The following is a 10,378-nucleotide window of genomic DNA, read 5'->3' on the forward strand; positions in this document are numbered from 1 at the left end:
CCTTCAACAATTCCAAGGCCCAGGCGACTGCTACGCAGCCGATCGCAGGCTGCGCCAGCGGCTACAGGTGATCGGTGATCCTTTGTAGCCGCTGTCGAGGCACGAGGCTGCGATAAGGGCCGCAGGACCTTCGGCAATTTCAAAACCCAGGCGACTGCTGCGCAGCCGATCGCAGGCTGCGCCAGCGGCTACAGGTGATCGGGATCCTTTGTAGCCGCTGTCGAAGCACGAGGCTGCGATAAGGGCCGCAGGACCTTCAACAATTCCAAGGCCCAGGCGACCGCTGCGCAGCCGATCGCAGGCTGCGCCAGCGGGTCAAAGGTCCATTTTGTTTCACCCATGAAAAAGCCCGCAGCGACGGCGGGCTTTTTCAGCAAGCACGTAACAGACCTTAGATAGGTCGGCTACCGTACTTGTTATCAGGCTTCTTCGGTGGGTCTGCCACCACGTTAGCCTCGACTTCCTGCACTTTACCGCCCTTAGAAAGGAATTCTTCCATCGCACGGGCCAGCGCATCGCGCTCTTTATTCTTGGCTTCGACACTCGGCAGTTCGTCAACCGAAACAGCGGCCTTGGCTTTGCCTTTGGCTACCGGGGCAGGCGTATCTTCACCGCCGTCGTCGTCAGCCACGTCTTCGGCAGCCGCCTCAAGACCTTCTTCGGTATCGTCTTCGTCGCCTACTTCCAGTTCGTCGGTTTCCAGATCATCGTCGCTCATGTTCTACCTCATGACTTGCGAAAAGCAGATTAGTTATAGCCCAGCTTCGCCGTCTGTCGACGGCCGCCGGAAAAAAATCAACATCCACCGGATAACCAGTGGCTTATGCCTCTTCACCGTGCAGGGTGGCGAGGACTTTACGAGCACCGCCATAATCACGGTGCTCGCCCAGATAAACACCTTGCCAAGTCCCCATCGCCAAGCGGCCGGCCTTGACCGGCAAACTCAGCTGACAACCCAGTAGACTGGCCTTGAAATGCGCCGGCAGATCATCCGGACCTTCATCGTCATGTTCATATCCCGCTCTACCTTGCGGCACCAGCGTATTGAAAAAACGTTCGAAGTCACGGCGAACCGCCGGGTCGGCATTTTCGTTGACGGTCAACGAGGCTGAGGTGTGCTGCAGCCACAAATGCAACAGGCCCATCCGACAAGCCTTCAATTCAGGCAGGCCGGCGAGCAACTCGTCCGTCACCAAATGAAAGCCCCGGGGCTTGGCCCGCAGGGTAATCAGGGTCTGTTGCCACATACAGTTCTCCGCACATCGGCGCGCATTCTAGCGTGCTCTGGGAAAAAACAAAGTGCCGAATACACCTACATGACTGTAAGACATTCGCATACTGAAAAGCGTCTTGTGGATCCCGTCACAAAGTCAGCACAAAAAGTCTCACAACCTTTCGTGACTGACAAACGCCAGACAAAAAAATGCCCGGCGAACCGGGCATTTTTTTCAGGCGTAATTACAAGTTGTAACCGCGCTCGTTGTGCTGTGCCAAGTCGAGGCCGACTGCCTCTTCTTCTTCGGTAACCCGCAGGCCCATGACCATATCCAACACCTTGAGAATGATGAACGTCACGATCGCGGTGTAGATCACCGTAAAGCCAACACCTTTGGCCTGGATCCAGACCTGCGCCGCGATATCAGTCACCGTGCCGAAACCGCCCAGGGCCGGAGCTGCGAATACACCGGTCAGGATTGCGCCGACAATACCGCCGACACCGTGCACACCAAAGGCGTCCAGCGAGTCGTCATAGCCCAGCTTACGCTTGAGGCTGGTGGCACAGAAGAAACAGATCACGCCAGACACCAGACCAATTACCAGGGCACCCATCGGGCCCACGGTACCGGCAGCCGGGGTAATGGCCACCAGGCCAGCAACCACACCCGAGGCGATACCAAGGGCGCTTGGCTTACCATGGGTGATCCACTCGGCAAACATCCAACCCAATGCCGCTGCAGCGGTGGCGATCTGGGTCACCAGCATCGCCATGCCGGCAGTGCCGTTGGCCGCCGCGGCAGAGCCGGCGTTGAAACCGAACCAGCCGATCCACAGCATCGCCGCGCCCATCAGGGTGTAACCAAGGTTATGTGGCGCCATGGGCGTGGTTGGGAAGCCTTTACGCTTGCCAAGCACAATGCACGCTACCAGGCCGGCAACACCGGCGTTGATGTGCACCACGGTGCCGCCAGCGAAATCCAGCACTCCCCAGTCCCACATCAGGCCACCGTCACCACTCCAGACCATGTGCGCGATTGGCGCATAGACCAGGGTGAACCAGAGGGTCATGAAGATCAGCATTGCGGAGAACTTCATGCGCTCGGCGAACGCACCGACGATCAGCGCCGGCGTGATGATGGCGAAAGTCATCTGGAAGGTGATGAACACGGCTTCCGGGAACAGCGCCGCAGGCCCGGTCAGGCTGTCCGGGGTCACACCCGCCAGGAATGCCTTGCCCATGCCGCCGAAGAACGAGTTGAAGTTGACGACACCTTGCTCCATGCCGGTGGTGTCGAACGCAATGCTATAGCCGTAGATGACCCACAGAATGCTGATCAGGCCGGTAATGGCAAAACACTGCATCATCACCGAAAGAATATTTTTGGAGCGGACCATGCCGCCGTAGAACAACGCCAGGCCGGGGATGGTCATGAACAGCACCAGTGCGGTGGCAGTCAGCATCCAGGCAGTGTCGCCGGAATTGAGGACTGGAGCCGCCACTTCGTCCGCCGCCATGGCCAGGCCGGGCATTACGATGGACAACAGGGCTCCTAGCCCTGCGAATTTACGCAGAGTCATATTGTTTTCTCCTGGGGCGTTGGGGTTTGGCGGCTTAGATTGCGTCGGTATCGGTTTCGCCGGTACGAATGCGAATAGCCTGTTCCAGATTGACCACAAATATCTTGCCGTCACCGATCTTGCCGGTGTTGGCAGCCTTGGTTATTGCCTCGATAACCCGGTCAAGATCCTTGTCGTCAATGGCGACATCAATCTTCACCTTCGGCAGGAAATCGACCACGTATTCCGCGCCGCGATACAGCTCGGTATGACCCTTCTGCCGACCGAAGCCCTTGACCTCAGTGACGGTAATGCCCTGCACGCCGATCTCGGACAGTGACTCGCGTACATCGTCCAACTTGAACGGCTTGATGATGGCAGTGACTAGCTTCATGAAAACTCTCTCCCGAATTGGTGGACTTGCCCCAGGAAAACAAACCCGACTCAAGTCTAAGCGCAGTGCCTGGCTTTGTAACGCATCGTCGCCCAGGCAATTACCTTTGCGACGCCGGCTAACCACTGGTGACGAAACCTGTTACCCCGAATCAAAGGTGCACTGCATTCGTCACAGCGACTGCATCAGTGCATGGGTCATGATCGTCTAAGCAGAAACCTTGCCATCTCCGTAAAACTTACTGAAATCAATCATTTGCCTACTCGCGCTCAACTTCAGGGCTCTTGGATAGCGCCAATGCGCACGAAAACAGTGCGCCAGCGCCCGCCCCCATGCGCGAAAAGCGTGCGCTTGAGGAGGTGAAAAAGACTGTCGACGCTGCGTGATACACTTGCGCCCAACAGTTTTCCGGAATACTTCCCATGCTCGCGCCCAAAGACCTCCTCGACGCCCTGAGCGGCCACGCCTCTCGTCTGTTCAGCAGCGACACTCCGCTGCCCCGCAATGAAATCGAAAGCCAATTCAAGGCCCTGTTGCAAAGCGGATTCAGTAAGCTGGACCTGGTGAGCCGGGAAGAGTTTGATAGCCAGATGGTGGTGCTTGCCCGCACGCGTGCGCGGTTGGAGAGCCTTGAGGCCAAGGTTGCAGAGCTGGAAGCACGCCTAACGCCGCCCACTGAATAAAATAAACAACCTGTAGGCGCGAGGGATGCCCAGTTCCTACAGTTGATTTGCCACAGCCGTGGATACGTCCTGTAAAACCTCTACCCATCGCACCCCATCCCCTCGTCTACCCTTGAAAAACCGCAGGAAGCGGTCCTCCACTCTCAAGGAACGAGCATGTCCCTCGCCATCGTCCACAGTCGTGCCCAGATTGGTGTCCAAGCCCCCGCCGTCACCGTCGAGGTGCATATGGCCAACGGTTTACCCTCGCTTACGCTGGTGGGCCTGCCCGAAACGGCGGTCAAGGAGAGCAAGGACCGGGTGCGCAGCGCCATTCTCAACAGCGCGCTGCAATACCCGGCCCGCCGCATCACCCTTAACCTGGCACCCGCCGACCTGCCCAAGGACGGCGGGCACAGGTTAGTTCGCTGTATGGACAACGCACAGTAGTATAGGCAGGCTATGGACGTTTCCCCCTAAAACCGCCAGAAGGACGACAGACCGTGTCACGCCTGGAGCACATACGCCACACTCCCCTACGAGCTTCAGTGATCGGAGGGAAAGTGATATGGCGTCAACCTGAAGGGTCTCCCATCGTTGACGGCCTGCCTCAAATCTTCTGGGCGGATGGTTTGCCTTGGCGAGAGGCCAACCTATGGCTAATGCTTCAAGCTACTGAAGCCAGAAAAGACATCGCAACCATAAAGTCGAAAAGCGCCTCTATATATGCCTATTCTAAGTGGCTAGAAGAGGCTGAGGTTGACTGGAGAGATTTCCCAACCAGAGAGAGTGACAGGTGTTTAGTTAAGTACCGTGGATATCTCATCAAATCGCGAAAAGCCAACCTTATAGCACCCTCCACGACTTCCCAGCGTATGCGCGTTGTAATCCAATTTTACCGGTGGTTGAGGCATACGAGCTTACTCAGCCCTGAATGGCCCATGTGGAGAGAAAGTTTCATTAGCATTAAGCGAAGTAATGAATTCGGTCTTGAGCGAACCTTTACAGTTAACACGACTAGTTTATCCATCCCCAACAAGTCTACTGTTGGAGAAAAGCTCGAGGATGGGCTATTCCCTGTATCCGAGCATGACCGTGCTAAAATACTAGAAATCGCACAAAGTCTTGCTCCGCGCGAAATTCACCTAATGTTGATGGTGGGCTTCTTTACTGGCATGCGAATCCAAACCCTAGCAAGCTTAGCTATTCAGACTCTAGAAAACGCTGTGGAAGACCCGGCCACACCGCAACTGTATAGACTAGCTGTTGGCCCTGGGGCATCTCCGCCAGTTTCGACTAAAAATGATGTAACTGGACACGTATGGATAACGAAATCATTGCTAGATGAGTTAATGGTCTATTGCTACAGTGCTGAAAGACTGCTGAGACAAGCTAAAGCCAAACCTGAAAATAGGGACCTGGTTTTTATTACTAGACGTGGAAACCCTTATGCAGATCGGAACAAAGATAGATCACCGGCAATAAATGTTTCAATGAGCACCCTGCGTAAAATCGGTCGGAAGCACGGGATCAGCGCATTGAAAGTCTTTAAATTTCATCAGACTCGCTGCACCTTTGCAACAGAATTGGCGAGGTTGGCCGTCAAAGCTGGCGGAGCCATACACGCAATCGGCATCGTTAAAGACGCTCTACTTCACCGGGATGAATCGACAACCATAAAGTATATTAAATTCATAGAGCGAACCCCAATCAAAATTTCCATGGCGAATGATTTTACAAAAGCCTTTCTTGGAGTGACGAGCGAGAGCCATAAAGTCTTATGAAGCCATTAGCAGATTTAACTTTTTACAACGTTGACTATGGCAGGATGGAAACCCCATGGAGTTTAAACTCTGTCTTATACCATGGGCTGAGTTCTCTCCCTATTAATGTGGCAACAGAAATCATTTTGGAAGGCGGGCTTAAACCTCCGTCAGAGCAACGACTAGCTTTGGCTGTTACACTATTCGAAAATATGCAGGGATCTTTAACTTCGGGGAGAAGCCCTACGACGGTAAAAGGTTCGTATCAAGTCCTTAGGTCTTTCTACGCGTGGGCCGATGATAGTTATCGTGATATGACCACACACACGATTGAAAAGAATTTCTTGGATTGGACGGATTGGATGTTTGATAAGTGTAGAGGTAACCGCTCCGCACAGGAAAATGCTTTTAGTCGTGCCACCAGAATTGGGTCGGTCATTGATGCGGTGCTAGATCGTGATCGGCGAATCATGAGTTTCTCACGCCTACGAAAAATGCGCGTTAAAAAAAGCTGGGGCAAGTCTAGCGACAAAGTCGATATAGAAGGCTTATTTAAAATGGGAGCTGCTCTTACTGACCTTTGCGAGTCGCTTTCCGAGGAAACCATTTATGGAAGTCTGCCAGCCATATTGAACTTTAGAACCGGAGAAACTATCGAGCACTGGAGCAAACTCATATCTGAGGATAAGCTTAAGGGAAACTGGCATAAATTTGGTGCGTCGTTGAAAAAGCGAGAAGCGTGGATAGCAGATAAAAGCTGGAGGACGCGCTTTCCGCTCATGAACCTACGCATCGAAGCTGAAATTCTAATTTTCGTTGCACAAACCCAGGCAAATCTTTCGCAAGTGTTACCTATGCTCAATGGCAAATTTTCGTACCAAAGCCATAACGGCGGCTATCACTGTAAGCGCATCTACAAAGACCGAAGAGAAGGAGAGGTAGAATTTAATATATACAGCGAATACAGGACTCACTTCGAAGCGTATTTGAAATGGCGTAACGCTATATACCCAGAGGACGGTTTGCTTTTCCCTTTGAAATCTCACTTCCAACGCACTGTCACAAACTCTCCTAATTTTAACGCAACAAGAAAAATACTTGAAAAATTGCAGGTTCCATATATTACTCCACGCAATCTCAGACTAGCGAAAATCAACTGGCTGCTACGAAAGACACGTGACCCAGAAATCACAGCAGAAATGGGTCAGCATGAGGAGGCTACTCTTCTTCGAACCTATGAACAGCCGCATCACCAAGCGGCTGCATCAGAGCTATCAAGGTATCACCAACGACACGATCCGGCGTTTGCGCCTCCAGGCCCCGGCGTGTGTATCGAGCCCACGCCGTCTAACGTCCTTGATGCCGCCAAAGGTACTCCTAAAGCTGATTGCGTCAATCCTGCGGGGTGCCTTCATTGCCAGCACCAGAGAGACATAGCTGACCTTGACCATGTATGGTCCCTTGTAACCTACCGTTATCTGAAATCCTTGGAGCTTGCGGCGCACAGACCCACTCGATCGGCCCGCGAAAAACATCCTGCCCAACTGACCATGGACGTGCTTACTGGAAAGTTAGACAAATTTAAAAGGACGCCTGAGTTTGTCTCGTGGGTGGATGAATCGCTCATCAGGATAGAAGAGGGTAACTACCACCCAAAATGGGATGGTTTTGTAAAGCTTATGGAGATTAGGAAGTGACGCAACTCTCTGGGTCTAGGCGTATGGCACTGGGAATAGACTTGCCTTTTATTGACACTAACTCATCCAACCACTTCCCTCCAACGTGGCCACCAACTGATGACTTCCCAGTTGTCATAGACAAAAATGGTTCTGTGATTAGCTATTACGGCGACGACATTTGGGATTTGTCGCCCTGGGCATCTCGGAATTTGCGACTTAGCTTCGCAACATACAACAAGAAAAAACCCAGGCTGTCTGATAGTTGTATCAAGATGGCGAAGCTCGTATGCGCTTGGTGGCTTTGGGGTCCTAGACCGGTCAACAATGCGGGCACGCTAAAATCTAGATTCACTCACTTATTCCCCTTATTCAAGCTTTGTTCAGATGACAATGTGGATGTTGAGCGGTTACACCAACATCCTGAAACGCTTGATAAGTTAGCGTTCGCGTTCTCTCCGTCTAATGCTGAAGCAGCATTAATTCTTCTACACAACTTGTTTGAGCAGCGGTTCGAATTTGGGAAGGTGATCCTCGATAGGGAATGCCTGCGACGCCTTAGCGCAGCTATACCATCGCACGAAGGATCTCAGACTGCATATATTCCTCCCCGGATCTGGCTTTATCAAGTCAATCGACTAAAAGAGTTTTTAGAAGACTATGAAAAAGTAAAGGATGGAGTAGCGGCTTGCTATTCAGAATGCATAGCGCTGTATGAAAATAAGTTTGGCTCGCTAGACGCTCTCTACGCGAAAGGAGCGTCTTCACGCGACTCTGACGGCACGGGCTTCAGGCGTAACTTTGGAAGTTTTTCCGACTATTCTGATAGACATGGCATCACTATAACTCTTAAGAAATGGATCACCGGGACCGACGCACCTGACACTAAATGCAGGATTACTACTTTAGGAAGCTATATGACCCTAGCCTCCAAAGTCGGCGCCGCGTACCTTTTGAACTTCTCCCTAATGAGAATAGAGGAAGCATGGAGGTTACGCGCAGATTGCTTAAAAGTAGAACATGATCAGCAGCTGGGGGCAATCTATATGCTCAGCGGTGTAACGACTAAAACAATTAGTGACTCGGACGCACGCTGGATCACATCGCCATCTACCCAGATAGCAGCCAATACTTTGGCTCACGTGGCTAGACTGCGTATAGATACCGCATTAAAAAGGGCCGGTATATCCATAGCAAAGGATTTGCAATCGAACCCGCCACACCATATGAGGCAGTACGAACCGTGGGCACGTGGCAATGGAATGGATAAGGATTTCGGCGTGAGACCGTCCTATTCCGCCTATATGGAAGTCTTAAGGAGCTTCCCCCTTCTATTTGACAGAGCCGCCATCACGATTACTGAGGCTGATCTTGAGTATGCGCGGTTGCTAACGCCTTCCCTTGATGCAACCTACAAAGTAGGAACTCCATGGCCTTTCGCGTGGCACCAGCTGCGGCGCACGGGAGCCGTGAATATGCAAGCATCCGGGCTAGTATCCGACTCTTCATTACAGTATCAACTTAAGCATGTCACCCGAGCAATGAGCCTTTACTACGGCCGAGGGTACTCGAAGGTAAAACTGGACAGTGTCGCATATGCTACCTACCTGAAAGCTATGTATGAAGTTCTCGGCAAAGAAATAACTCGACTTCTTAGCCCTCGATTTGTTAGCCCATTCGGAGAGGCGCGCAAGTCACAAATATTGAACATTGTTTCTGCTTCTGATGCTAAAAAATTAGTGCTCGCCGCTAAGAAGGGAACTGTTTCATGGCGCACAACGCTCGCAGGCGGATGCACTAAACGTGGTCATTGCTCGCTGGGCGGAGCGGATACATTGGTCCATTGCGGCGGTGGACACAAAAAAGGAGCATGTGCGGATGCCCTGTTTGATCAAGACCGGGTTCCGGAGCTTATAGATCTTCAAGAAATCCTTAGCGACCGATTATCTGCGGCGCCTCAAGGATCACCATATTACGAGTCTCTCCGCCTCCAGCAGAGGGCTACAAATAATATATTAGATACTCTCAAGGCGGCCGCCAATGGGTAAAGCAGAACAGGCATTCAGGGACGCTTTCGAGCGATTGAAGAAAGATGCTCCTATAAGAATAGCGAAGGGACTTACGTTGTCTCAGAACCTTGTTGCGAAAGAGGCAGGTACCGATCCAAGTGCCCTAAAAAAGGCTAGGTTCCCTAGCCTTGTAGCTGAGATCCAACGCTGGGTCGCCAACAACGAAAAGCCTGCCACAGCTTCAAAGCGCCAATCTGAGTTGCGACAACGCGAAAAGAATAGGTCACTTCGTGATCAAATCAATGACTTGAAAAGACAGCGAGATGCAGTTTGTTCACGACTGCTGGAAGCCGACGCGAAGATTCTTGAGCTGACCTTAGAGTTGGAGAAATTCCGAGCATCTCCTCTGCCGCGAAATGTTACGCGGTTGCGCTAGTCTTGAACGTAGAGCGTCTGGCCAACTCACCTTTCAGCACAGTAGTGATCTCAAGCCTTCTTGAGCGCCATGGTCGATCAGGCGGGATTCAGCTCTGACACCTGAGGCAGTAGGCCGGATGGGTCGCATGCAAGCACACCTGCGATGCGATACAGCTTCTCGACGGTAATATTTACTTCGCCACGTTCGATCCTGCCCACATAGCTGCGGTCGATATTGCAGGCATGCGCCAGTGCATCCTGAGAAATTTGGCAGGTTTTCCTCTGCGTTCGGATGCGTCTCCCTAACGCTTTCGCCAATTTGTCCATGACCGTCTCAATTCCACTGAGGCGGCACTATCCTGCGTTTGCGGACACACGAGCCACGGACTATAATCCGCATTTTTAGGAATCCACTCCTTGGTGCCTCAATGAAATCTGCCTCGCTCCATCTTTGACAGGCGTCTGTATGAGCTGCTTCAGGAGGAGGGGCGTACACGATTCACGACTTTTGAATTGCGGGATGCTTACGCCAAGCGTCTGGATGGCATGAGTTTTCGTATCACCGATGTGCGGCGCTACCCATTGTTTTTCCACGAAGGGTATACAAGCGGCGCCGACTGAATGGGAGTGGTTTAGCAATTGATATACGTACTTGACCCTGCAGAACGGAGTGTCTTCACCA

Annotated in this window: 10 protein-coding genes and 1 pseudogene; 6 read left to right on the forward strand and 5 right to left on the reverse strand. The window is 52.2% G+C overall.

The genetic code is table 11. The features are described from left to right. Nucleotides 1–391: 391 nt before the first annotated feature. The 4 genes from sutA to glnK all read right to left on the reverse strand — a co-directional run bounded on the left by sutA (nt 392) and on the right by glnK (nt 3,169). Nucleotides 392–718: a transcriptional regulator SutA gene (sutA, locus tag GIR22_RS25425; RefSeq protein ID WP_154746033.1), complete on the reverse strand. Its 327-nt coding sequence runs from the start codon at nt 716–718 to the stop codon at nt 392–394. Between the two features lie 103 nt (nt 719–821). Beyond that, nucleotides 822–1,247 (reverse strand): secondary thiamine-phosphate synthase enzyme YjbQ, encoded by a 426-nt coding sequence (locus GIR22_RS25430; RefSeq protein WP_154746034.1) that lies wholly within the window; start codon nt 1,245–1,247, stop codon nt 822–824. Between the two features lie 211 nt (nt 1,248–1,458). After that, the gene (locus GIR22_RS25435) at nt 1,459–2,796 is read right to left on the reverse strand and encodes an ammonium transporter (protein ID WP_154746035.1); all 1,338 of its coding nucleotides are present in this window, start codon (nt 2,794–2,796) and stop codon (nt 1,459–1,461) included. A 34-nt stretch (nt 2,797–2,830) separates the two neighbouring features. Continuing rightward, complete coding sequence (glnK, locus tag GIR22_RS25440) at nt 2,831–3,169, reverse strand: P-II family nitrogen regulator (RefSeq protein WP_002555808.1); 339 nt, start codon at nt 3,167–3,169, stop codon at nt 2,831–2,833. Nucleotides 3,170–3,591: 422 nt separating this feature from the next. Here glnK and GIR22_RS25445 point away from each other — a divergent pair, with 422 nt between their 5' ends. The 6 genes and pseudogenes from GIR22_RS25445 to GIR22_RS25470 all read left to right on the forward strand — a co-directional run bounded on the left by GIR22_RS25445 (nt 3,592) and on the right by GIR22_RS25470 (nt 9,715). Beyond that, nucleotides 3,592–3,852 carry an accessory factor UbiK family protein gene (locus GIR22_RS25445; RefSeq protein ID WP_154746036.1) on the forward strand — a complete coding sequence of 87 codons (261 nt, stop codon included), beginning with the start codon at nt 3,592–3,594 and terminating at the stop codon, nt 3,850–3,852. A 156-nt stretch (nt 3,853–4,008) separates the two neighbouring features. Beyond that, a pseudogene (locus GIR22_RS25450) lies at nt 4,009–4,245 on the forward strand (magnesium chelatase domain-containing protein); the annotation flags it as partial. Nucleotides 4,246–4,772: 527 nt separating this feature from the next. Beyond that, nucleotides 4,773–5,615: a site-specific integrase gene (locus GIR22_RS25455; protein WP_178122465.1), complete on the forward strand. Its 843-nt coding sequence runs from the start codon at nt 4,773–4,775 to the stop codon at nt 5,613–5,615. Next, entirely contained in the window at nt 5,612–7,291 is a 1,680-nt protein-coding gene (locus GIR22_RS25460; protein WP_154746038.1) for a hypothetical protein, read from the forward strand. Before GIR22_RS25455 ends, GIR22_RS25460 begins: the two co-directional genes overlap by 4 nt. A gap of 23 nt (nt 7,292–7,314) precedes the next feature. Beyond that, nucleotides 7,315–9,318 (forward strand): hypothetical protein, encoded by a 2,004-nt coding sequence (locus GIR22_RS26565; protein ID WP_246208488.1) that lies wholly within the window; start codon nt 7,315–7,317, stop codon nt 9,316–9,318. After that, complete coding sequence (locus tag GIR22_RS25470; protein ID WP_154746039.1) at nt 9,311–9,715, forward strand: hypothetical protein; 405 nt, start codon at nt 9,311–9,313, stop codon at nt 9,713–9,715. Before GIR22_RS26565 ends, GIR22_RS25470 begins: the two co-directional genes overlap by 8 nt. Before the next feature lie 77 nt (nt 9,716–9,792). Here GIR22_RS25470 and GIR22_RS25475 read toward each other — a convergent pair whose 3' ends face one another. Beyond that, nucleotides 9,793–10,023, reverse strand: coding sequence for a helix-turn-helix domain-containing protein (locus GIR22_RS25475; protein WP_154746040.1), 231 nt, complete (start codon nt 10,021–10,023; stop codon nt 9,793–9,795). Nucleotides 10,024–10,378: the final 355 nt, after the last annotated feature.

It is taken from the genome of Pseudomonas karstica, from assembly GCF_009707515.1.
Taxonomy (GTDB): Bacteria; Pseudomonadota; Gammaproteobacteria; order Pseudomonadales; family Pseudomonadaceae; genus Aquipseudomonas; species Aquipseudomonas karstica.

Bases quoted from the DNA above. Each gene is read 5' to 3' on its own strand.
- GIR22_RS25430 (WP_154746034.1), bottom strand. From the start codon at position 1,247: ATGTGGCAACAGACCCTGATTACCCTGCGGGCCAAGCCCCGGGGCTTT.
- GIR22_RS25470 (WP_154746039.1), top strand. From the start codon at position 9,311: ATGGGTAAAGCAGAACAGGCATTCAGGGACGCTTTCGAGCGATTGAAG.
- GIR22_RS25475 (WP_154746040.1), bottom strand. From the start codon at position 10,023: ATGGACAAATTGGCGAAAGCGTTAGGGAGACGCATCCGAACGCAGAGG.
- GIR22_RS25445 (WP_154746036.1), top strand. From the start codon at position 3,592: ATGCTCGCGCCCAAAGACCTCCTCGACGCCCTGAGCGGCCACGCCTCT.
- glnK (WP_002555808.1), bottom strand. From the start codon at position 3,169: ATGAAGCTAGTCACTGCCATCATCAAGCCGTTCAAGTTGGACGATGTA.
- GIR22_RS25460 (WP_154746038.1), top strand. From the start codon at position 5,612: ATGAAGCCATTAGCAGATTTAACTTTTTACAACGTTGACTATGGCAGG.
- sutA (WP_154746033.1), bottom strand. From the start codon at position 718: ATGAGCGACGATGATCTGGAAACCGACGAACTGGAAGTAGGCGACGAA.
- GIR22_RS25455 (WP_178122465.1), top strand. From the start codon at position 4,773: ATGTGGAGAGAAAGTTTCATTAGCATTAAGCGAAGTAATGAATTCGGT.
- GIR22_RS26565 (WP_246208488.1), top strand. From the start codon at position 7,315: ATGGCACTGGGAATAGACTTGCCTTTTATTGACACTAACTCATCCAAC.
- GIR22_RS25435 (WP_154746035.1), bottom strand. From the start codon at position 2,796: ATGACTCTGCGTAAATTCGCAGGGCTAGGAGCCCTGTTGTCCATCGTA.